The sequence below is a fragment of the Methylomonas rivi genome (genome assembly GCF_024505165.1).
Lineage (GTDB): Bacteria > Pseudomonadota > Gammaproteobacteria > Methylococcales > Methylomonadaceae > Methylomonas > Methylomonas rivi.
In genome coordinates, this window is record NZ_JANIBK010000044.1 from 1 (window position 1) to 20,980 (window position 20,980).

Below are 20,980 nucleotides of genomic sequence, written 5' to 3' on the forward strand. Positions count from 1 at the left end.
GCCAGCCGCGGCCGCGCAGTTCCTCGGCGACCGCCAGGGCCGGAAACACATGTCCGCCGGTGCCGCCGGCCATGATGACGATAGTGGGGATGCGGGCACTCATCTCGGCTTTCCCTTGACATTGCTTTTATGCAATTCCGTCACTTCGTAATGAATGCGAAACAAGACGGCCATGGCGCCGCACATAATGATCATGCTGCCGCCGCCGTAGCTCATCAGCGGCAGGGTCAAACCCTTGGTGGGCAAAATGCCCATGTTCACGCCCATGTTTACAAAGGATTGGAAACCGAACCAGATCACCAGACCGTAGGCCACCAGCGCGGAAAAACGTTCTCCGGCGGCCTCTGCCTGTTCGCCGATACTGAAGCCGCGCACCACCAGGGTGGTGAATAAGGCAATCACCAGCGTGACGCCGACCAGGCCCAATTCTTCCCCCAGTACCGAAAATAGGAAGTCGGTATGCGCTTCCGGCAGATAAAACAGTTTTTGCAGGCCGTTGCCCAGGCCCACCCCGGATACTTCGCCGCGCCCGAACGAAATCAGGGCCTGGGTCAGTTGGTAGCCGCTGTCCCTGGCATGTTCCCAAGGGTCGATAAAGCCGGTAATCCGTTTCAGACGGTACGGCGAGGTGTAGGCCAATATTGCCGCGGATGAGGATACCAAGCCGACCAGGGCCGCAAACGGCGATAGGCGCGCGCCGCCCAAAAACATCATGCCCATGGCGATGATCAGTATCACCACGGCGGAGCCGAAATCCGGTTCCAGCAGCAGTAAAATGCTGGCCACGGACAGCAGCATCAGCGGGCGCAGCAGGCCGAATATGGAATGACGCACGTGGTCGGCGTGCCGGGTGATGTAGCCGGCCATATAAATCACGGAAATGAATTTCATCACTTCAGAAACCTGGATCCGCAAACCCAACAAAGACAACCAACGGGTACTGCCGTTGACTTTAACGCCGACGCCCGGAACCAGCACCACCAGCAGCAATACCAAGCCGGCAATAAATAAAGGCTGGCCGATTTTTTGCCATGATTTCATCGGCACGACCAGAATCGCCGCGGCAAACATCAGCCCCAGGATGATGTGAACCAATTGCTTGAACGGGTAATACGACACGTCGTCGGCCATTTTGACCCCCAGATGCATCGATGACGACGCCACCATGACAAAGCCGATGCCCAACAAACATAGGCAGACCGTCAGCAAGGTCTGGTCGATATGAAACCGCTGAATGGGGCGGGGTTTGGGCGGGACGGCGCTCATTACGGCAACTCCATGACGGCCTGGGCGAATTGGTTGCCGCGGTCGGCATAACTCTTATATTGGTCCAGGCTGGCGCAAGCGGGCGATAGCAAAACGCTGTCGCCGGTTTCCGCCAGGCTGGCGGCGATACTGACCGCTTCGCGCATATCGGCGGCAAACCGGGTGGGCACGCAGTTGTGCAATGCCTCGCCGATTAGGCCTGCGTCTTTGCCCATCAACACCACCGCCTTGGTTTTTTCCTGTACGATCGGTTTCAGCTCGGCCATGTCGGCGCCTTTGCCGTCGCCGCCGGCGATCAAAATGACTTTGCGGTCATAGCCTTGCAGCGCCGCGATACAGGCGCCGATATTGGTGGCCTTGGAGTCGTTGACCCAGCGCACGCCGTGTACTTCGGCGACTTTCTGCATGCGGTGCGGCAAGCCTTTGAATTTTCGCAGTGCCCGGCACATGGCGTTCATGTCCAGGCCGACGGCATGGCCCAATGCCAGCGACGCCAGTGCGTTAGCGATGTTATGACTGCCTTCCAGATTCAAGTCGTCGGCATTCATCAATACGTCGCCGCCGAACATTAATTGGTCGACGTCGCCGCGTTTTAGATAAAAGTCGGCGGGTTGCCGCACGGAAAAACTAAAGTGAGTGCGGCCGCGGTCCAGCATGGCCATGACCATGGGATCGTCGGCATTCAGAACCATGGCGCCATCGCCGCGGAAGATACGCTGTTTTTCATGCGCGTAGCCGGACATGCCATCGTGCCTGTCCAGATGGTCGGCACTGAGATTTAACACGGTTGCCGCTTTGGCATTCAGCGCCGAGGTGCGCTCCAGTTGAAAACTGGACAGTTCCAATACGTATAAATCGGCGTCCTGCTGCAATAAGTCCAGGGCCGGCGTGCCCAAATTACCGCCGATGGCCGTTTTCAGACCGGCGGCATTGCCCATGTCGCCCAACATGGTGGTGACGGTGCTTTTACCGTTGGAACCGGTGATGGCGATAATGGGCTTGTCGGTGGCGCAGGCAAACAAGTCGATATCGCTGATGATTGTCACGCCGGCCCGCACGGCCTTGGCTATGGCTTTTTCATTCAGCGAAACGCCCGGACTGATCAGCAGGTGGGTAGCCACTTCAAAGGCCGATTGGTCGAAGCCGCCGGAAAATACCGGCACGTCCGGCATTTGTTCGCGCAACCCGTCGATCTGCGGCGGATTGCTGCGGCTGTCGATAACGGCGAATTTGATCGGCGTTTGCTGCAAAAATTGCGCGGCCGAATAGCCGGTTGCGCCCAGGCCGACGATCAACAGCCGGGCGTCGGCCGGATCCAGCTTGAAACGCGTGTCCACAGCGCTGAGAAAGGCGTCGCTATTCATGATTATCTCAGTTTCAGGGTGGCCAGGCCGATCAGCACCAAAATTACCGAAATGATCCAGAAGCGCACGATGATGCGCGGTTCCGGCCAGCCTTTTAGTTCGTAATGATGGTGGATGGGGGCCATTAAAAACACCCGTTTTTTACGGGTTTTGTAAGAGCCGACCTGAATGATCACGGAGATGGTTTCCACCACAAAGATGCCGCCCATGATCACCAGTACCACTTCCTGCCTGACCAGCACGGCCACGATGCCAAGCGCGGCGCCCAGGGCCAGCGCGCCGACATCGCCCATGAACACCATGGCCGGATAGGCGTTAAACCATAAAAAACCCAGGCCGGAGCCGACCAGCGCGGCGCAAAATACCACCAATTCGCCGGCTTTCGGAATGTGTGGAATAGCCAGATATTGCGAAAAATTAGCGTGTCCGGAGAGATAGGCAAAGATGGCCAAAGCCGCTGCTATCATCACGGTCGGCATGATGGCCAGGCCGTCCAGGCCGTCGGTCAGGTTGACTGCGTTGCTGGAGCCGACGATCACGAAATAAGTCAGCACCACATAACCCCAGCCCATATTCAGTGTGACGTTTTTGAAAAAAGGCACGATAAACTGGGTTTCGGCGGCTACTTGCGCGGTGTGGTACAGATAAACGGCCGCTCCCAGGGCGACCACCGACTGGCTCAGATATTTGGCTCTGGCCGACAAGCCGTCGCTGTTGCCGAGCAGGACTTTTTTGTAATCGTCGATAAAACCGATCACGCCATGCGCCAATGTCACCAACAAAACCACCCAGATATAGCGATTGCTTAGATCGGCGCACAATAAGGTACTGATGGCCACCGACAGCAGAATCATGGTGCCGCCCATCGTAGGCGTGCCGGACTTGGAAAAGTGGCTTTGCGGGCCGTCGTCGCGCACGCTTTGACCGATTTTTCTGCGGGTGAGCTTTTCGATCATGATCGGGCCGATGATGAAGGAAATGGTCAATGCGGTCAGCACGCCCAAAATGGCGCGAAAGGTCAGATAGTGCAGGACCCGGAAGCCGCTGTCCAAATTCGTCAAATAATCCGCGAGTAAAAGTAACATTATGCCGCTCTAAAATTGTCTACCAGCGCCGCTACCACACGTTCCATTTTTTGCGCGCGCGAGCCTTTTATTAATAGGGTTTCCTTGCCGGTAACCGTCTGGATCAAGCTGTCGATGAGTGCCGCTTGGCTATCGAAAAATCGGCCGCCTTCGCCGAAAGCGTCGACGGTATATTTGGCCAGTTCGCCGGTCGCAAACAGCTGTTTAACCGGGCTGGCCTTGATCATCTCCCCCAATTCGGCGTGAATCGCCGGGCTGTCCGGGCCGAGTTCTCCAAACGCGCCTAACGCCAGCCAGAGCGGTTGCGGGCTTTGGGCAACCGCGTCCAGCGCCGCTTTTAAAGACGCGGGATTGGCGTTATAGGTGTCGTCGATGACGATGTTGCCCTTACGGCCCCGCAGCGCCTGCAGCCGGCCCGTGACCGGCCGCATGTGTTCCAGTCCGCGCTTGATGGACGTTAAATCGATGCCGAATTGCATGGCGACGGCAGCGGCGGCCAAGGCGTTTTTGACGTTGTGCTCGCCAGCCAGATTTAACTGCATGGTTTGCCGGCTAGATTGTGTTAGCAGATCGAATTGGGTGCTAAAGCCCTGTTCGTCCAGGCGCGATTGGATGTTTTCGGCGCGGATATCGGCGGCCGCGGCAAAACCGAAACTGACGCTTTTGCGGCCGCCGACTTTTTCTTGCAGCCAGAAATCGTAAAAACTGTCGTCGCGATTCAATACCGCCACGCCATGCGGCGGCAGGTTTTCAAAAATCTCGCCCTTGGCGGCCGCAACGCCGGCGATATCGCCGAAACCTTCGATGTGGGCCGGGCCGACATTGGTAATGACGCTGACATCGGCTTGGGCGTATCGGCTGGTAAAGGCGATTTCGCCGGGATGGTTGGCGCCCATTTCGATCACGGCGTATTGGTGGGTTTCATCCAGGCGCAGCAGCGTTAACGGCACGCCGATGTCGTTATTCAAATTGCCCTGGGTATATAAAGTGTTGCCCTGGGTGGCGAAAATGGCCGCTATCATTTCCTTGACGCTGGTTTTGCCGTTGCTGCCGGTGACGCCGGCGACTTTGACCGGCAGAGTTTTCCGCCAGTAACCGGCCAGTTCCGCCAATGCCAGACGGGTATCCGCAACCAAAATTTGCGGCAGCGGACTGTCGATGGTTTTGCTGACCAGCAGCGCGCGAGCGCCGGCTTGCTCGGCTTTGCCGCAAAAATCGTGGCCGTCGAATTGCAGCCCCTTGATGGCGACGTACAGGTCGCCGGATTTCAGGGTGCGGGTATCGATGCCGATACCGCTGATGGGCAAATCTTCACCCATGGCTTGGCCTTGCACTGCTTGGGCAATTTCATTGAGCGATAAATTCATGGCTTCGGGCCCCACGCGGCCAGGGCTTGTTGCACCACGGCCTGATCGCTAAACGGCATTTTGACGCCCTGGATTTCCTGGTAGTTTTCATGGCCCTTGCCGGCAATAACGACGCAGTCGTTTTGCTTGGCTTGTTGTATCACGCTGGTTATCGCTACGTTTCTGTCGTTAATAATACGGGTTTTGTTGCTTAGGCAACCCGTCAAAATATCCCGGATAATAGCTTCCGGAGCTTCGGTGCGCGGATTGTCGTCGGTGACGACCACATGGTCGGCGTAGGTTTCGGCAATCCGGCCCATCAGCGGCCGCTTGCCTTTGTCGCGATCGCCGCCGCAACCGAAAACCGTCCATAATTCGCCTTTATTTTTTGCGGCCAACAACACTTTCTCCAGTGCGTCCGGCGTGTGGGCGTAATCCACGATCACGCAAGGTTTGCCCGCGCCGCCGAACGATTCCATGCGGCCGGTGACGGCTTTTAAGCGCGATAATTGCGCAACGGCGGTTTCGAACGGCCAGCCTAGGGCCAGCAGCACGCACAAAACCGTCATGACGTTTTGCAGATTGAAAGCGCCCATCACCGATGTGGTCGCAGGCGCGGTTTTGCCGGCCCAATGCACCTCGAAATCGATCCCGTTTGCGCTGTGTTCCACGCGGCCGGCGGTTACGCATTCGGCGCCGGCGGTTTGGCGGCCCGAGGTGCTGAAAACCCAGCGTTTCACATTTTTATGCAAGGTTTCCAACACAGCTTGGCTGCTGGCGTCGTCCAGATTCACGACGGCAAATGCCAGGGCCGGGTTTTTAAACAGGCTTAACTTGGCTTGCAGGTAGGCTTCCATATTGCCGTGATAGTCCAGATGGTCGCGGCTCAGGTTGGTAAATACGGCGCCTTTAAATTCAACCGCGTTGACCCGGCCCTGTTCCAGCCCGTGCGAGGACACTTCCATCGCCACGGTTTTTTGTCCCTCTTCGGCCAGTAGGCGGAGCATGCGCTGTACGTCCAGCGCATCCGGCGTGGTATTGATCGTGGGCTGTAAGCGGTCAACCCGTCCCCAGCCCAAGGTGCCGATGACACCGCAGTCTTTAAGGGCTTGCGCCAACAACTGGCTGCAGGTGGTTTTGCCATTGGTGCCGGTGATGCCGATCACATCAATGCTTTGCGAGGGGCGGTCATAAAAGCGCGCGCCTATCTCGCCCAAGTGGCGGCTTAAATTCGGTATGGCGGTAAATTCATCCTTTATTAACAATGCGTCCTGAACGCCTTCCGGATCGTAAATCACCGCAACAGCACCGTTGGCAATCGCTTGCCGGGCATGGTTCAAACCATGCCGCAAGGCGCCGTTCAGGGCGATAAACAAGTCGCCCGCGTTGACTTTTCTGCTGTCCAGGCATAAGCCTCCGATCTCGTAATCGAGGCTTATATCGGCAATGGATGTCAGTAAATCGCTTAATTTCATTGTCTGGTCAGTAATAAAGGCATGGTATCCATGCCGTCGGGCTCCACGCCGTAGATACGTAAAATGCCGCCCATGACGCGGGAAAACGCCGGTGCCGCTACTAGGCCCCCGTAATACTGGCCCGTGGTCGGTTCATCCACTACCACGGCAATCACGAAACGCGGATTGCTGGCAGGCGCCATGCCGACGAATACCGATAAATATTTGTCGTGGGTATAGCCTCCCGACGCCGCCGCCTTTTTTACCGTGCCGGTTTTGCCCGCGACCCTGTAACCTTCCACTCTGGCCTGATAAGCCGTGCCTTCCTTGGTAATTACGCGCTCCAGCATGTCTCTGACTTTTTGCGCGGTAGCCGGTTTGAAGATCTGTTTCGAGTCCGGGTCTTCGTCGCGTTTTAACAACGACACCGAATGCACGATGCCGTTGTCGGCCAAGGCCGTGTAGGCGCGCGCCAACTGGAGTATCGAGGTGGATACGCCGTAGCCGAACGATAAAATGGCCTGGTCGAATTCGTGCCAGCCCTGGTAATCCAGTAACGAGCCGCTGGCCTCGCCGGGGAAGCCGACGCCGGCAGAGGCGCCGAAGCCCAAATTGCTGTAAATGTTCCAGAAGTATTCCGGCGGCATGCTCATGGCGATTTTAGTGACCGCGATATTGCTGGACTTTTGCAACACTAAAGTCAAATCCATGGTGCCGTAGTTGTGAATGTCCTTCACCACGTTGCGTCCGACGTGGTAAACGCCATGGGTTTCAATCAGCGCATTCGGATCGACATAGCCGCCATCCAATGCGGCCGCCACCACAAAGGGTTTTACGGTCGAGCCCGGTTCGAAACTGTCCACCATGGCCCGGTTCCGATAGCGGTCGCTGCGCAACTCCTTGCGGTTGTTCGGATTGAATGCGGGCTGGCTAACCGACGCCAGCACATCGCCGTTTTTGGCGTCCAAAACCACCAGCGATGCCGAATGGGCCTTATGCTTAAGCACGGCGGCCTGCAATTCCCGATAAGCCAAATACTGGATCCGTTCGTCGATGGTTAACATCAAATCCTGGCCGGGTATGGCTTCCTGTATATTCTCGACATCCTTGATGATGTGGCCCTTGCCGTCTTTAATCACCCGTTTTTTGCCCGGTTTGCCGCGCAAAATGTAGTCGTAACCGTGCTCCATGCCTTCTTGGCCGATATCGTCGATATTGGTAAAACCCAGCAAATGCCCGGCGGTGGCGCCGGCGGGGTAATAGCGCTTGAAGGCGCGCTCGAAATATACGCCGGTGATCTCCAGGGCTTTCACTTTTTCGGCCAAGTCCGGGTTGATCTGCCGTTTAACGTATACGAAACGCTTGCCGGCTTCTTTTGTTAAAAAGGCCTGCAGGTCTTTATCGGCCATGCCCAAAATTTTGGCCATTTGCTTTAGTTTGTCCCGCTCGCTGTCCTTGAGCTGGCGCATGTTCATCCAGATCGATTGCACGGGCGTGCTGATGGCCAGCGGTTCGCCGTTTCTGTCCTGTATCTGACCGCGATAGGCGGGGACGTCGACGATGCCGATATGCTGTAAATCGCCTTTGTCTTGCAGAAATTCTTTGTCGAACACTTGTAAATACATGGCTCGGCCGGTTAGAGTCAGCATGGCGGTCAGCATGGTGCCCAGCAGCAATTTTCGCCTGATGTGAAAATCCGGCGGCGGTTGTCTAACTGTTCTGGTACCCGTTGAAATGCGCATTAAGGTTTTATATACACAATTTTATTTTGAGCCGGTAACGTTAACATCAGGCGGTTTCTGGCTTCGATTTCAATTCTGTTTTCTTCGGTCAGGGTGGTGAGTTCCAATTGCAAACGCCCCCATTCCACTTCGTAGTCGTCCAGCTGCTTTTCTTTTTTCTGTATTTCGATAAACAACAGTCTGGATTGGTATTTACTGTAAATCACCGCAATGGCCGACAGCAGCAGCATGGCAATCAAGATGCTGAGCAGAATGTTCTTCATGGCCGCCATTAAATCTTCTCGGCCACGCGCATGATGGCGCTACGGGCCCTGGGGTTGAATCGCAGTTCCTCTGCTTGCGCGCGTATCGATTTACCCACTTTTTTCAATTGGCCCTTGGCAATGTCCTGTTCTTTGACGGGTAATTTTCCGGGGTTATGCTTCAGCCCGGACTCTCCCCGAATAAAGCGTTTCACGATACGGTCTTCCAGCGAATGAAAAGCAATGACGACGAGTCTTCCGCCTGGCGCCAATACCTGAACCGCTTGCCGCAATGCCGTTTTCACCTGTTCCAGTTCTTGGTTGATTTCAATCCGGATCGCTTGAAAAGCGCGGGTTGCCGGATGTTTGTGCTTGTCCTTGAATGGCACGCTGTCTTCTATCAATTTGGCCAATTGCAGGGTGGTCTGTAATGGCTGCAGCCGGCGCCGGTCCACAATGGCTTTGGCAATGCGCCTGGCAAAGCGTTCTTCGCCGTATTCAAACAAAACCCGCGCCAAATCCTGTTCTTCAACCTGGGCTAAATACTGCGCGGCGGTTAAGCCATGGTGGGTATCCATACGCATGTCCAATGGACCGTCACGCAAAAAACTAAAGCCGCGTTCAGCGTTATCCAATTGGGGCGATGAAACCCCCAGGTCCATTAAAATGCCGTCCGCCTTGCCGATGTAACCTAAATGCTCCGATACGGCCGCTAAATCCGCAAAGCAACCGTGATGCAGATGAAAGCGTTGATCGGTCAGTAAATTTTTGGCTTCGATGCTGGCTATGGCGTCGATGTCCCGGTCAAACGCCAGTAATTTTCCATGTTCGCCCAGTTTGTTAAGTATGCCGATACTGTGTCCGCCGCGTCCGAATGTGCAATCGATGTAAATGCCATCGGCTTTAATCCTTAAGCTCTCAAGCGCTTCTTCATATAAAACGGTCTGGTGTGTCGGCATGGGCGTTAAAACGACAGCGAGCCCAGTTCTTCAAGCCCCTCGGTATCGCTGCCGTCCAGCCACTCCTGTTCTTTCGCCTGCCACGCGGCATCGCTCCAGATTTCAAATTTATTCAGTTGACCCACCAAAAACAGTTGTTTGTCCATGCCTGCATATTCGCGCAATTTTTCCGGTATCAACAAGCGGCCTTGCGCATCCATTTCGCACTCGGTGGCGTGGCCGATCACAAAGCGGCGCAATTTGCCGGCCATTTTGTTGAGCGTGGGTAGCTTGCTGATGGTTTGCTCCAGTTTTTCCCATTCGGGCAAAGGGTAAAGCCACAGGCAACCTGCTTCTCCGACACATTTGTCATTCACGGCAACGGTCACCACCATCTGACGCTCGCAGCAGTCTTGTAACTCCTCCCGGTAACGGGTAGGAACCGCAATGCGGCCTTTCGCATCTAGGTTGATTGAACTTATGCCTCGGAACAAAATGAACCTCAAAATAATCTGAAAAAATCCCTTTTTAACCACTTTACCTCATTTTTGCACCACTATAAGTTTCAACAGGGTGTTAGTCAAGAGACATTCAGATTAAATTCTTTCTTTTTCTACAATGACTTACGCCGAATTTACTTGCGCAAGCAAGCGCTTGTTTGGCGGAAAAATAAAGTTTATTTTTATCAGGCGGTTAAAAAAATATCTTGATGTCGAATCTGACAAAAATGTCAGTTCGGGTTTGACTGCGTTCGATGGGGTAATTTTCTAGTGCGCTTGCGTGCATATTGCATTGTGCAATATGCACGATGTTTTTTAATTTTCGGGTTTCTGTTCTCGGGCCAGTAAATTTTGTACGGCCTGAATGGGGGAGAGGTCGTTGAATAAAACGTTATAGACTTGTTCCGTTATCGGCATTTCGACATGGTGTTTTTGTGCGAGCAGGTATGCTTCTCTGGCGGCGGATATGCCTTCAACGGATTGGTCGATTTCTTGCAGCGCCTGTTTCCGGTCTTTGCCTTGGCCTAGGGCAAGGCCGAAGCGGCGGTTTCTGGATTGATTGTCGGTACAGGTCAGAATCAGATCTCCCAGGCCCGCCAGTCCCATGAACGTATCGGACTGGCCGCCGAGCTGGGTGCCGAGGCGCATGATTTCGGTCAGGCCGCGAGTCACTAATGCCGCCCGGGTGTTGGCACCCAGGCCGAGGCCGTCGGCAATGCCGGCGGCAATGGCTAGCACGTTTTTACAGGCGCCGCCGACTTGGACGCCAATAATATCGCTGCTGGTGTAGGCTCTAAAGCGATGATTATGCAGGATGGCGGCCACTTGAGAGGCGAAGTTTTGCGAGGCCGATGCGACTGTGATGGCGGTCGGCAGCCCGTCCGCGACTTCCTTGGCGAAGGTGGGGCCGGAGAGCGCGGCTGTTAAGACATCGTGGCCGAGAACGTCGATCACGACTTCGCTCAGCAATGCGCCGTTCCCGCTGTCGAATCCCTTGGTAGCCCAGGCGATGCGGGGTTGATCGCCCAGGAAGGGTTTTATCTGTTGCAGGGTGGCTTTGAAGGCGTGGCTGGGTACCGATAACAGCAGCAATGAGCTAAATAAGGCGCACTGCCGCAGGTCGTTGGTTACGGCTAGATTGCGGGGGAAAGCGCAGCCCGGTAAATAACGTTGGTTTTCGGATGCCTGTTTCAGCGCGGCGATATGTTGCGGGTTATGCCCCCATAGTAGTGTATCGCAACCGTTCCGCGCCGCTTGTATGGCGAGGGCCGTGCCCCACGAGCCGGCGCCCAAAACGCTAATGGATGAGGGCATGCGCGGTTAATTGAGTGTTTTGGCTTCCGTGCCTTGTTGGTTTTGTTGGCTCTGCTGCAAGTGCTGCATGTAAAGAGCGTCAAAGTTGACGGGGGCCAGAATCAATTGCGGAAAACCGCCTTTATTGACTAGATCGGAGATCGCTTCCCGGGCGTATGGGAATAAGATGTTAGGGCAGAAGCTGCCTAGCATTGGTCCCATTTCCTGTTCGCTGAAGCCGGAAATGGTGAATATGCCGGCCTGATTGATTTCGACCAGATAGGCGGTGGTTTCCCCCAGCTTTACGGTGACTGTGATGGTGAGCGCTACTTCAAACATCGAATTTTCCAGGGATTCGACATGGGTGCCTAAGTTTAGATCAAGCGCGGGTTCCCATTTTTGAGTAAACACTTTAGGAGAGTTAGGTGTTTCAAAAGAAATATCTTTGGTATAGATTTTCTGGATGGCGAATTGCTTTTCGCCGGCTGTGTTGGTTTCTGCCATGATTCAGTGCCAGGTTAGGTTGATATTAGTCGTGCGTTTTACTGATTTTGATCGGTAATTTATTTTCTTCCCAGGATTGCATGCCGCCTTGCATAAGAAATACCTGTCCGAAACCCGCTTTGGTCAGGGTTTTGCAGGCGGGTACCGAGCGGGCGCCGGTTTGGCAGGCCACGATAAGCGGATGTGTCTTGTGCTTTTCCAGCGAGGGTAGTTTCTCGTCTAATTTGGCCAGTGGGATATTGATGGCGTTTTCGATATGGCTTTTCAGAAACTCGTTGGGTTCCCTGACATCGATAACCACCGTTTTGTCGTCATTCATTTTGGTGACGGCAATCAAGGGGGAAATGCTTTCGTAGCCGTTAAAAGAATTCGACAGCAAATCCTGAATCAACAGGAATATAACGCAGACGAGTGAAAACGACAGCAGGTAATGGTTGGTTGCAAATTCGATATATTGGTCCATCGCGGGGTTGTTTGGTTATTGGATTGGTGAGGGAATTAGGTTTCGCAAAAAACCGTACGCATCATTTCTATTAAATGAATAACGCGTTTATCGTCGATAAAATAATAAACGCGGTTAGCGTCTTTTTTAAAATCCAGAATGCCTTTATCTCTGAGTATCGCCAAATGTTGCGAAATATTGCTTTGGCTGGTGCCAACCTGTTCGACGATGTCCTGCACGCTGATCGATTTGTCGCCCAGGACGCATAAAATTTTCAGACGCAAGGGGTGGGACATGGCTTTCAAGCAACGAGCGGCTCGATTGATATCGTTGTCGTTGTAGAGTATGTGGTCGTCGTTATCTTCCATAGGGTCGTCTAAAAATTCGATGCGCCGGCGCGGGCTATTTTCAGCTACGCCAGCATACACCTACTGTATAATGATGGTAAAGCCAAGTGAAGCTATATCGCTTGAGCCGCCGCAAAAATTCAGCAAATCTAACAGAGTGGACTGTAATGATCAATAGCTGGAATGGATGGGGCGTCAATGCGCCGTCTTTTTGGGGCTGAAAATTCGGGCCTAAGCCATGGAATCAATAGAAGTCGGTGGGATTTTAAACGCCATGGCAAATCGGTCGAAACCTTTAAACTTAAAATTTAGAACGGTGTCGGCGGCGTGAAAATGGCAAGTTTGCCATGCGGGGCGCGACTCCGGATATACAAAAGTCTGTGGAGTTGGCGGGGCGCCCTTTAATTGGATGGTTATGAAGATCAGGTTTTGTTTTTGGCTTGCTTGCGCAGGCGTTAGCCCCGTCCTTTGGGCGGGGCCCGAGGCCGCAAAAGTGCGCGAGTTGGCCGGGGTGCAGGCTAAAATCCAACAAGTCGGCACCGATGTCAAAAAACTGGCCGCGGAAAAAGCTGTCCGGATCGAGCAATTGCGGAAGCTGGAAAAGCAATATGGCGAGCAGGTCAATGCCTTGGATGCCGTCAAAGCCGAAATCCGGCAGCAGGAGCACGCGCTGTTGGATGTCAGGAATAAAATTGCCGATACCGAAAAAGACCTGCAAACCCAGCAGAAGAGTTTGCAGGGAGCGGTCAAATCGGCCCACGCCATGAGCCGTAAAGAAGGTCTGGATGTTTTGCTAAATCAACGTGATCCGGCTTTATCCGGACGCATGCTGATGTATTTCGATTACATTAGCAAAGCGCGGCTGCGGAAATTGCGAGCGATAGAAGAGGATTTCAACACTTTGCGGCAGTTGGAGGCGCGGAAGGATACCGAAAGCCAGCTCTTGCAAGCGGTTTTGGAAAAGAAACAGCAGGAAACCGACGCGCTGCAGGCGTTAAAGCAGCAAAGGGAGGTCTTGTTGGCGCAAATCAACCGGGACTACTTACACAAGCAGGAGCAACTCACAAGTTTGATGCATGACGAGGAAAAATTGGCGGCTTTAGTGGCGTCATTGCAGAAAACTGATGATAATGGGCCGCAGACTCCGCCTTCTGAAGCGGTTGTCGAAAAAAAACCGGCAATTACCGAGCAGCGGCCGCTGCAAGCTCAGTCCAACAAAGCAGAAAACCGCGCAGGCCCGCCTTTGGCGGGGAAGGTTTTTGCCGAACTGCAAGGGCAGTTGCCTTGGCCCGTGCAAGGGGCCATTGTTGAGCGGTTCGGTAGCCGGCGCTTCGAAACCACCTGGGATGGTACGGTTATCGGTGCGCGCGAGGGGTCGGCTATTCATGCCGTTGCGGCGGGTCGGGTAGTGTATGCAGACTGGTTGAGAGGTTACGGGCTGATGCTGATTGTCGACCACGGTAAAGGTTTTATGAGTCTATATGCGTTTAACCAGAGTCTGCATAAAAGTGTCGGTGACTATGTTAAAACGGGCGATATAGTGGCGTCCGTAGGGCGTAGCGGCGGGCGCTCGAGTGCCGCGCTGTATTTCGGTATCCGCCAAAAAGGCAGGGCCGTCGATCCCGAAAAATGGTGTCGCAAACCAAGTAAGGGTTAATCTTTTAGGAAACAGGTTGTTGGAGTTTTAAAACACATGCGGAAAAAAACAAACATTTTGATTTTATTGGTTGGATTCATTCTGGGGGCCATGGTCAGCATTTGCGGCAGCGTTTTCGCGGAAAAAGGAGCCGCTGTTTCCTTAAAATCCGAAGACGCGCAAACCTTGCCCTTCGAGGAATTGCGAACATTCACCGAAATCTTCGGGCGTATCAAGCAAGACTATGTCGAGCCGGTATCCGATAAAAAACTGCTGGAAGACGCGATCAGGGGCATGTTGTCGGGGCTGGATCCTCATTCCGCCTATTTGGCCGATGAAGAATATAAAGAATTGCAGGAAGGCACGACCGGGCAATTCGGTGGGCTGGGTATTGAAGTCGGTATGGAAAACGGCTTTGTCAAAGTGGTGTCGCCCATTGACGATACGCCCGCGCAAAAAGCCGGCATTAAAGCCGGCGATTTGATTGTGCGGCTTGACGATAAGCCGGTCAAAGGGATGACGCTGGGGGATGCGGTAAAAATCATGCGGGGCGAACCGGGCAGTAAAATTGTCTTGACCGTGATTCGGGAAGGCGCGGAGGCGCCGTTAAAATTCGAACTTACCCGCGACATCATCAAAGTCAAAAGCGTGAAAAGCCGGATGTTGGAGAAAAACTACGGTTATTTGCGGATCAGCAGTTTCCAATCGGGTACCGGCGAAAGTTTGGTTGACGCTATCGACGAATTGAAAAAAGAAAACGAAGCGCCGCTAAAGGGCATTATTCTGGATTTACGCAATAATCCGGGCGGCGTGCTCAATGCCGCGGTCGATGTCAGCGATGCCTTCATTCAGTCGGGATTGATCGTCTACACGGAAGGACGGATTAAAAATTCCGAAATGCGTTTCAACGCCACGCCGGACGATGTCATTGACGGGGCGCCCATTGTCGTGCTAATTAACGGCGGCTCGGCATCGGCTTCCGAGATTGTGGCCGGCGCGTTGCAGGATCACAAACGGGCCATCATCATGGGCGAGAAATCGTTCGGCAAAGGCTCGGTGCAAACCATTTTACCGACCAGTAACGGTGGGGCGGTCAAATTGACAACCGCGCGCTATTTCACGCCTTCCGGCCGCTCGATTCAAGCCGAAGGCATAGAGCCGGACGTGACTTTGGCGCGCGTCAAGTTGGAAGCGTTGGAAAAAGCCAAGTTTGATGCCATTAAAGAAGCGGATTTATCCGGTCATTTGTCAAATGGCAACGGCGAGAAAAAGAAGCCGGACGGTAATGAAAATGCCGATGACAAGGAAGGCTTGGATAAAGAGGCGGATGGCGCTGAGTCGGACGCCGATATACGCGATTATCCGCTGCACGAGGCCTTGAACTTGCTCAAAGGTGTCAGTATTCTGAAAGGCAGATAAGTTCGGCCGATAAAAAACCGGCCAACCACCTTGGTTGGCCGGTTTTTTTGTGTCTAGCGATTTTTAAGGGTGGGCTTAAAAATCGGGCGGATTTAGCGGGTGGACGCTTGGTAACGGATTGTAAAATCCTTGATGGCGGATAACGCTAACGCCATGTCTTTGGGATTGTTAAACTCGAAAGAGTCCACGCCAACCCGGTGCAGATAAAACACCTGATCGGTCATGTAGTTGCCAATCGCGCGAATTTCGCCTTGATAGCCATAGCGGCTTCTTAACAGGCGGGCTTGCGAAAAAGTGCGGCCGTCGTTGAAAGCCGGGAAATTCAGTTCTATCAGTTTAATGACCGGCAAGTCGTCGCCGAGCGCGGCAACATTGTCGGCTGGCGCGAGTCTTACCCCCAGCTTGCCGGTGTGTTGCAGCAGGGCGGCCTTATCTTCCGTCCAGCGTTTGGCCGATACCGTGATGTCTCCGGCGGGCAACGGGGCGTCATCCTCCACAAATGTCCAGGTGTTTTCTAAAATCCGTTGATTTTTAATGATTGGCATAAACTTTTTCTCTAAAGGGTTCCAGGCCTACGCGCTTGACGGTCTGCAAAAACGTTTCATCCTCTAAGCGGTGCTGCACATAGACATCCAGAATACGTGTGATGGACTCGGTGATCTGATGCTTGGCCACCGACGGTCCCAGGCGGTCGCCTATGGCCGCTTCGTTTTCGGACGAGCCGCCCAGGGTAATTTGATACCACTCTTCGCCTTTTTTATCGACGCCCAGGATGCCGATGTGGCCGACGCTTTGGTGGGCGCAGCCGTTCATGCAGCCGGACATGTTGATTTTGATGTCGCCGATATCGTGAATGTAGTCCATATCGTCGAGCGCCTGATTGATTTCCTTGGCAACGCCGATCGAGCCGGCGTTAGCGAGCGAGCAAAAATCCAGCCCCGGGCAGCAAATCATATCGGTCACGGTACCGATGTTGGGCGTGGCCAGTTTTAATGCATCCAGTCTTTGCCATAAGCTGTACAGATCGGCGTGTTTTACGTCGGCCAAGACCAGATTTTGCCTATGGGTGCTTCTGACTTCGCCGAAGCTATAATCATCCGCCAGATTCGCCAAGGCATCGAGTTGGTCCGCGCCGATGTCGCCCGGCGGGGAGTCCGGGGCTTTCAGCGAAACAAAAACGGCGCGGTAACCGGAGATCCGATGGTCGACGCTGTTGTATTTAAACCACTTGGCGAAAGCGGCATCGTCCGTCAAACGTTGGGCCAAGCCGGTGTCGCTGTTCGCGTTGGATTCGTAAGCGGGCGGGGTAAACTGGGCTTGCATGGCGGCAATGCGGTCTTCGCCCAACAGCATGTCGTCCCGAATTTGCAGCCATTCCTCTTCCACCAGAGCGGTAAATTTCTCCAGACCGGTTTCCTTGACCAAAATTTTGATGCGGGCTTTGTATTTGTTGTCGCGTCGGCCGAGTAAATTATAGACGCGAAGAATGGCTTCCAAATAGGACAGCAGATATTTTTTCTCCAAAAACGGTTTTACGGTCTGGCCGATGATGGGGGTTCTGCCTAAGCCGCCGCCGGCCAGGACCCTGAATCCGATTTCGCCGGTTTCGTTGCGGACCAGGTAGACGCCTATATCATGCAGTTGCACCGCGGCGCGGTCGTGTTCGGAGCCGCTGACGGCGATTTTGAACTTGCGGGGCAGGTAGGCGAATTCCGGGTGCAAGGTCGTCCACTGGCGGATGATTTCGCAGTATGGGCGGGGATCTTCAAGTTCATCGACGCATACGCCCGCCAAATGGTCGGACGTGGTATTCCGCAAGCAGTTGCCGCTGGTCTGAATGGCGTGCATTTGTACCGTGGCCAGCTCGGCCAGCAGGTCGGGGACGCGATCCAGCGAGGGCCAGTTATATTGAACGTTTTGGCGAGTGGTGAAGTGGCAGTAACCCTTGTCGTAGTCTCGCGCCACCTTGGCTAGCATTCTCAGTTGTCTGGAGGCGAGCAGGCCGTAGGGTACGGCTACCCTGAGCATGGGGGCGTGGGTCTGGATATAGAGCCCGTTCATCAGGCGGAGTGCGCGGAATTCGTCGGGGCCGAGTTCGCCATTCAGGAAGCGTTGTGTCTGGCCTCGGAACTGCGTAACGCGCTCTTCAATAAGTGTTTGATCTTGCTCGTTATATTGATACATTTAGAACTGCTGTTTACTGTGGGGACGGGTTTGATAAGGGCTGGAATAATATACCGGCAGGCATTAAATGACAAAGATTATTGTATGGTGATAACATGCCCCGCTGATTTTTTTACTATTAATAATGACTAAAACTTACAAGTAAAGGGGGTTATCTTGTTGCGCTTACTTTTGATTTTGGCTGGCTTGCTGTTTTTGCCAGAAATAGCCATGGCTGAAGAGATTAAAAATCTTGGGCTGACCGGAACGGAGCGGGGTATCTACACCGTGCTGATTTTCATAGTGGCTTACGGTTTCGTGATGACCGAAGAGTTTACGCATCTGCGCAAATCGAAGCCGGTCATTTTCGCGGCCGCGGTGATTTGGGCGCATGTGGCGATTTTGGCGCAGGAAGCCGGCGTACCCGGCGAGCAGTTGCATCAAGCCTTCGAGCACGACTTAAAAGAGTATGCCGAATTGATGCTGTTTTTGCTGGTGGCGATGACGTATATCAATGCGATGGCGGAGCGCAATGTATTCGAAGCCTTGCGGTCTTGGCTGATCAGAAAACAGTTCGGTTATAAGCAGCTGTTTTGGATTACCGGCATCATTACCTTTTTCCTGTCCTCGGTTGCGGATAATCTGACCGCGGCTTTATTGGTGGGGGCTGTCGTGTTGGCGGTGGGCGCGGACAACGAGAAATTCATTTCCATCGGCTTTGTCAACTTGGTGATTGCCGCCAACGCGGGAGGCGCATTTTGCCCATTCGGTGACATTACCACGCTGATGGTTTGGCAAGCCGGTTACGCGGAATTTTTCGATTTCTTCAAATTGTTTATTCCGTCGGTCGTGAATTATGCGGTACCGGCTTTCTTCATGTGGCAAGCGGTGCCGGACGAGCAACCCAAGGCAACCGACGAAGCAGCGGTCGAAATGAAACCGGGCGCGCTGATCATTTGCGGCTTGTTCGGCCTGACTATCGTGTCGGCGGTCAGCTTTAAACAGTTTTTACATTTGCCGCCCTTCATGGGCATGATGCTGGGCTTGTCCGTGCTGATGCTGTATGGGCATGCGCTGCATGTGCGTTACAGCGTCGAGGGCGGCGACGGCTTCGATATTTTCAACAAGGTCAAAAATGCCGAGTGGGATACGCTATTGTTCTTCTTTGGCGTGGTATTCGCGGTCGGCGGATTGGGCTATATCGGCTACCTGGAATTAATGTCCGTCGGTATGTATGACGGTTTGGGCGCGACAACCGCCAATATTCTGGTGGGTATCATTTCCGCGATTGTCGATAATATTCCGGTCATGTTTGCGGTATTGAACATGGGGGTCGATATGGATCTGTATCAATGGTTGCTGGTAACCTTGACCGCGGGCGTTGGCGGTTCGATGCTGTCGATCGGTTCCGCCGCCGGGGTCGCATTGATGGGGCAATCCAATCATAAGTACACCTTTTTCAGCCACTTGAAATGGACGCCGGTAATTGCGGGCGGCTACGTCGCCAGTATCGTTGCGCATTATCTGATTAACGGATAATTAGAGCCTTAGTGGTTTTATCGGCAACAGGAGGAAGCGTTTGGCAATAACCCAGCAAAGTTGGCGCCAAGCTTTCTCCGTTTATACCCAACCTGAAGTGCTGGGTATGATCTTCCTAGGCTTCTCCGCCGGCCTACCTTTTATTCTGGTTTCCTCGACCTTGTCCGCTTGGTTGGCGGATGAGCAAGTCAATCTTGCCGTTATCGGTTATTTCAGTTTGGTGGGCGTCGCCTATTCCGTTAAAGTGTTTTGGGCGCCGGTTGTTGACCGGTTGCCGCTGCCTTTGCTAACCCGGGTTTTCGGTAAGCGGCGCGGCTGGATGCTGCTTTCTCAAGTGGGCATTGCCGTTGGGCTTTGGGGGATGAGTCTGCTCCCGGTGGGCAGTCAATTGGAGCGGTTGGCTTGGTTGTCCGTTTGGGTGGCGTTTTGTTCCGCAACTCAGGATATTGTTATCGATGCTTACCGCATAGAGGCGGTGGCGGTGAAATTCCAGGGTGCAATGGCGGCCACGTATGTATTCGGTTATCGGTTGGCGTTGTTGACGGCCGGCGCGGGTGCGCTGTACATAGCGGAATTTATCAATTGGCAAATTGCCTATCAGGCGATGGCGGCATTGATGGTTGTGGGCGTTGTTTCGACTTTACTTATTCGCGAACCTGTCCACGGTGTTAATCAAGCCGCGCAAATTATCGAGAAAACATTAGAGCGTTCATTGCATGCGGCAACGGAAGCCGGGTTGCTGCGCTGGTTTTTGGATGCGGTGGTCAGCCCCTTTCTGGAGTTTTTTCAGCGCAACGGCCGCCGCGGGGTGGTGATTCTGCTTTTGATAGCGTTATATAAAATGAGCGATATTGCCATGGGTGTCATGGCAAATCCGTTTTATTTGGATTTGGGATTCAGTAAAAAAGAAATCGCCGATGTGACTAAGGTATTCGGTTTTTTCATGACTATTCTGGGCACCTCGCTAGGCGGTGTTTTTGTCTTGCGTTACGGAATAATGCGGCCTTTGTTGTTCGGGGCCGTCATTGTGGCGCTGACTAATTTGTTGTTCGCGGTTCTGGCTGTGGTCGAGCCTAATGTGTATCTGTTGGCTGGCGTGGTAAGCGCGGATAATCTCTGCGGCGGCATTGCCTCGGCCGTGTTCATCGCTTATCTGTCCGGTTTAACGAATAGCGCCTACACTGCTACCCAATATGCTTTGTTCAGCTCGTTGATGACCTTGCCGGCGAAGCTGATTGGCGGCCTTTCGGGAGAGATTGTGGCGGGTTACGGTTATGACGGTTTTTTTGTTTATGCGGCGCTAATAGGTATTCCTGCCATTATTTTAGCTGCATTGGTCATGCGTATGCCGCCGGATGGCGAGAATGCCGGGTTGAAAAATCAGGCAAGCAATTAAAGTTATTGTTTTTTTTATTGCGGTAACTTCAAGCAGGCTTTATCATAAGCAGTTCTCTATTATGATGTGGCCCAAAACGGGTATGTGAGCAATATGAAACCAGAAATTCATCCTGAATATAAACAGATTACTGTCACTTGTGGCTGCGGTAACACCTTTCAAACAGGTTCAGTTTTGTCGCAAGATTTACACATAGAGGTTTGTTCTTCTTGCCATCCTTTCTACACCGGTAAGCAGCGGGTGGTGGATACCTCCGGCCGTGTCGATAAATTCCGTAAAAGATTCGGTAAATAAGTTTAACCAG

At 53.5% G+C, this 20,980-nt stretch carries 21 protein-coding genes; 5 read left to right on the plus strand and 16 right to left on the minus strand.

The genetic code is table 11. The features are described 5' to 3' along the window. The 14 genes from NP596_RS10140 to NP596_RS10205 all read right to left on the minus strand — a co-directional run. On the minus strand, positions 1-103 hold a 103-nt coding region (locus NP596_RS10140; protein ID WP_256615261.1), incomplete at its 3' end, for a glycosyltransferase. Next, positions 100-1,266 carry a putative lipid II flippase FtsW gene (gene ftsW / locus NP596_RS10145; RefSeq protein ID WP_256615234.1) on the minus strand — a complete coding sequence of 389 codons (1,167 nt, stop codon included), beginning with the start codon at positions 1,264-1,266 and terminating at the stop codon, positions 100-102. The genes ftsW and NP596_RS10140, both read right to left, overlap by 4 nt. Then, positions 1,266-2,630 (minus strand): UDP-N-acetylmuramoyl-L-alanine--D-glutamate ligase, encoded by a 1,365-nt coding sequence (gene murD, locus NP596_RS10150; RefSeq protein WP_256615235.1) that lies wholly within the window; start codon positions 2,628-2,630, stop codon positions 1,266-1,268. Before murD ends, ftsW begins: the two co-directional genes overlap by 1 nt. A gap of 2 nt (positions 2,631-2,632) precedes the next feature. Further along, positions 2,633-3,715 carry a phospho-N-acetylmuramoyl-pentapeptide-transferase gene (gene mraY, locus NP596_RS10155; protein ID WP_256615236.1) on the minus strand — a complete coding sequence of 361 codons (1,083 nt, stop codon included), beginning with the start codon at positions 3,713-3,715 and terminating at the stop codon, positions 2,633-2,635. Continuing rightward, complete coding sequence (locus tag NP596_RS10160; protein WP_256615237.1) at positions 3,715-5,082, minus strand: UDP-N-acetylmuramoyl-tripeptide--D-alanyl-D-alanine ligase; 1,368 nt, start codon at positions 5,080-5,082, stop codon at positions 3,715-3,717. The genes mraY and NP596_RS10160 overlap by 1 nt, the downstream gene beginning before the upstream one ends. Continuing rightward, positions 5,079-6,536, minus strand: a complete 1,458-nt coding sequence (locus NP596_RS10165; protein WP_256615238.1) for a UDP-N-acetylmuramoyl-L-alanyl-D-glutamate--2,6-diaminopimelate ligase — start codon at positions 6,534-6,536, stop codon at positions 5,079-5,081. Before NP596_RS10165 ends, NP596_RS10160 begins: the two co-directional genes overlap by 4 nt. After that, a complete protein-coding gene (locus NP596_RS10170) occupies positions 6,533-8,257 on the minus strand; it encodes a peptidoglycan D,D-transpeptidase FtsI family protein (RefSeq protein ID WP_256615239.1) in 1,725 nt (574 codons plus the stop codon). Before NP596_RS10170 ends, NP596_RS10165 begins: the two co-directional genes overlap by 4 nt. Next, positions 8,257-8,529: a cell division protein FtsL gene (gene ftsL / locus NP596_RS10175; RefSeq protein WP_256615240.1), complete on the minus strand. Its 273-nt coding sequence runs from the start codon at positions 8,527-8,529 to the stop codon at positions 8,257-8,259. Before ftsL ends, NP596_RS10170 begins: the two co-directional genes overlap by 1 nt. Further along, on the minus strand, positions 8,529-9,458 hold the full coding sequence (gene rsmH, locus NP596_RS10180; protein ID WP_256615241.1) for a 16S rRNA (cytosine(1402)-N(4))-methyltransferase RsmH: 930 nt from the start codon (positions 9,456-9,458) through the stop codon (positions 8,529-8,531). Before rsmH ends, ftsL begins: the two co-directional genes overlap by 1 nt. A gap of 5 nt (positions 9,459-9,463) precedes the next feature. Then, entirely contained in the window at positions 9,464-9,931 is a 468-nt protein-coding gene (gene mraZ / locus NP596_RS10185; protein ID WP_256615242.1) for a division/cell wall cluster transcriptional repressor MraZ, read from the minus strand. 321 nt (positions 9,932-10,252) lie between these two features. Continuing rightward, positions 10,253-11,251, minus strand: coding sequence for an NAD(P)H-dependent glycerol-3-phosphate dehydrogenase (locus NP596_RS10190; RefSeq protein WP_256615243.1), 999 nt, complete (start codon positions 11,249-11,251; stop codon positions 10,253-10,255). Positions 11,252-11,257: 6 nt separating this feature from the next. After that, complete coding sequence (gene secB, locus NP596_RS10195) at positions 11,258-11,734, minus strand: protein-export chaperone SecB (RefSeq protein ID WP_256615244.1); 477 nt, start codon at positions 11,732-11,734, stop codon at positions 11,258-11,260. Positions 11,735-11,759: 25 nt separating this feature from the next. Beyond that, positions 11,760-12,197, minus strand: coding sequence for a rhodanese-like domain-containing protein (locus NP596_RS10200; RefSeq protein ID WP_256615245.1), 438 nt, complete (start codon positions 12,195-12,197; stop codon positions 11,760-11,762). Between the two features lie 35 nt (positions 12,198-12,232). Next, positions 12,233-12,544 carry an ArsR/SmtB family transcription factor gene (locus NP596_RS10205; protein ID WP_256615246.1) on the minus strand — a complete coding sequence of 104 codons (312 nt, stop codon included), beginning with the start codon at positions 12,542-12,544 and terminating at the stop codon, positions 12,233-12,235. A gap of 472 nt (positions 12,545-13,016) precedes the next feature. Between NP596_RS10205 and NP596_RS10210 the strand changes: the two genes are divergently transcribed. Together NP596_RS10210 and NP596_RS10215 are read left to right on the plus strand one after the other, a co-directional pair. Beyond that, positions 13,017-14,180 (plus strand): murein hydrolase activator EnvC family protein, encoded by a 1,164-nt coding sequence (locus NP596_RS10210; RefSeq protein ID WP_256615247.1) that lies wholly within the window; start codon positions 13,017-13,019, stop codon positions 14,178-14,180. 36 nt (positions 14,181-14,216) lie between these two features. Continuing rightward, on the plus strand, positions 14,217-15,578 hold the full coding sequence (locus tag NP596_RS10215) for a S41 family peptidase (protein ID WP_256615248.1): 1,362 nt from the start codon (positions 14,217-14,219) through the stop codon (positions 15,576-15,578). Between the two features lie 92 nt (positions 15,579-15,670). Here the strand turns inward: NP596_RS10215 and NP596_RS10220 are convergent, their stop codons facing one another. Both NP596_RS10220 and NP596_RS10225 read right to left on the minus strand, forming a co-directional pair. Beyond that, on the minus strand, positions 15,671-16,123 hold the full coding sequence (locus tag NP596_RS10220) for a DUF934 domain-containing protein (RefSeq protein ID WP_256615249.1): 453 nt from the start codon (positions 16,121-16,123) through the stop codon (positions 15,671-15,673). Further along, the gene (locus tag NP596_RS10225; protein WP_256615250.1) at positions 16,110-17,762 is read right to left on the minus strand and encodes a nitrite/sulfite reductase; all 1,653 of its coding nucleotides are present in this window, start codon (positions 17,760-17,762) and stop codon (positions 16,110-16,112) included. The genes NP596_RS10220 and NP596_RS10225 overlap by 14 nt, the downstream gene beginning before the upstream one ends. Before the next feature lie 210 nt (positions 17,763-17,972). Between NP596_RS10225 and nhaD the strand changes: the two genes are divergently transcribed. From nhaD to rpmE, 3 genes are all read left to right on the plus strand, one after another. Beyond that, a complete protein-coding gene (gene nhaD, locus NP596_RS10230; RefSeq protein WP_256615251.1) occupies positions 17,973-19,280 on the plus strand; it encodes a sodium:proton antiporter NhaD in 1,308 nt (435 codons plus the stop codon). Positions 19,281-19,320: 40 nt separating this feature from the next. Then, complete coding sequence (locus NP596_RS10235; protein ID WP_256615252.1) at positions 19,321-20,676, plus strand: AmpG family muropeptide MFS transporter; 1,356 nt, start codon at positions 19,321-19,323, stop codon at positions 20,674-20,676. Positions 20,677-20,769: 93 nt separating this feature from the next. After that, positions 20,770-20,970, plus strand: coding sequence for a 50S ribosomal protein L31 (rpmE, locus tag NP596_RS10240; protein ID WP_256615253.1), 201 nt, complete (start codon positions 20,770-20,772; stop codon positions 20,968-20,970). The last annotated feature ends 10 nt before the right edge of the window (positions 20,971-20,980 follow it).

Bases quoted from the DNA above. Each gene is read 5' to 3' on its own strand.
- NP596_RS10165 (WP_256615238.1), bottom strand. From the start codon at position 6,536: ATGAAATTAAGCGATTTACTGACATCCATTGCCGATATAAGCCTCGAT.
- NP596_RS10205 (WP_256615246.1), bottom strand. From the start codon at position 12,544: ATGGAAGATAACGACGACCACATACTCTACAACGACAACGATATCAAT.
- NP596_RS10225 (WP_256615250.1), bottom strand. From the start codon at position 17,762: ATGTATCAATATAACGAGCAAGATCAAACACTTATTGAAGAGCGCGTT.
- rpmE (WP_256615253.1), top strand. From the start codon at position 20,770: ATGAAACCAGAAATTCATCCTGAATATAAACAGATTACTGTCACTTGT.
- NP596_RS10170 (WP_256615239.1), bottom strand. From the start codon at position 8,257: ATGCGCATTTCAACGGGTACCAGAACAGTTAGACAACCGCCGCCGGAT.
- NP596_RS10215 (WP_256615248.1), top strand. From the start codon at position 14,217: ATGCGGAAAAAAACAAACATTTTGATTTTATTGGTTGGATTCATTCTG.
- ftsL (WP_256615240.1), bottom strand. From the start codon at position 8,529: ATGGCGGCCATGAAGAACATTCTGCTCAGCATCTTGATTGCCATGCTG.
- mraY (WP_256615236.1), bottom strand. From the start codon at position 3,715: ATGTTACTTTTACTCGCGGATTATTTGACGAATTTGGACAGCGGCTTC.
- NP596_RS10160 (WP_256615237.1), bottom strand. From the start codon at position 5,082: ATGAATTTATCGCTCAATGAAATTGCCCAAGCAGTGCAAGGCCAAGCC.
- murD (WP_256615235.1), bottom strand. From the start codon at position 2,630: ATGAATAGCGACGCCTTTCTCAGCGCTGTGGACACGCGTTTCAAGCTG.
- nhaD (WP_256615251.1), top strand. From the start codon at position 17,973: ATGGCTGAAGAGATTAAAAATCTTGGGCTGACCGGAACGGAGCGGGGT.
- rsmH (WP_256615241.1), bottom strand. From the start codon at position 9,458: ATGCCGACACACCAGACCGTTTTATATGAAGAAGCGCTTGAGAGCTTA.
- secB (WP_256615244.1), bottom strand. From the start codon at position 11,734: ATGGCAGAAACCAACACAGCCGGCGAAAAGCAATTCGCCATCCAGAAA.
- NP596_RS10190 (WP_256615243.1), bottom strand. From the start codon at position 11,251: ATGCCCTCATCCATTAGCGTTTTGGGCGCCGGCTCGTGGGGCACGGCC.
- ftsW (WP_256615234.1), bottom strand. From the start codon at position 1,266: ATGAGCGCCGTCCCGCCCAAACCCCGCCCCATTCAGCGGTTTCATATC.
- NP596_RS10220 (WP_256615249.1), bottom strand. From the start codon at position 16,123: ATGCCAATCATTAAAAATCAACGGATTTTAGAAAACACCTGGACATTT.
- NP596_RS10200 (WP_256615245.1), bottom strand. From the start codon at position 12,197: ATGGACCAATATATCGAATTTGCAACCAACCATTACCTGCTGTCGTTT.